Origin of the sequence: Pseudomonas sp. H1h (genome assembly GCF_000633255.1) — a bacterium.
Lineage (GTDB): Bacteria > Pseudomonadota > Gammaproteobacteria > Pseudomonadales > Pseudomonadaceae > Aquipseudomonas.
Genome location: NZ_AYMJ01000075.1, coordinates 1 through 274, shown reverse-complemented (window position 1 = coordinate 274; position 274 = coordinate 1). Strand labels below are relative to the sequence as shown.

The 274-nt window shown below is 59.1% G+C and carries 1 pseudogene; it reads left to right on the top strand.

The features are described from left to right. Nucleotides 1–274 (top strand): annotated as a pseudogene (locus U862_RS29270) (calcium-binding protein); the annotation flags it as partial.

The window sequence follows — 274 nt, the reverse complement described above, 5'->3', positions numbered from 1 at the left end:
TCATCTCGGGGATCGGTGCGGGCGATACGTTCAACGACATCGAAGTCATCGCCGGTTCCAAATTCAACGACACCTTCGTGGTCGATAGCCGGATTTCGGGTGTCGATGGCGGTGAAGGCTTCGACACCGTCGATTACTCGACTTCGGCTGCCGGCGTGAACGTCGACATCCGTCCGGGCACCGGTCTGCCTGGTGTGGGTGGCGATTCCCAGGGCGTGACCCTGACTGGCGTTGAAAAGGTCATTGGTTCGGCCTTCAACGATAGCTTCACCAC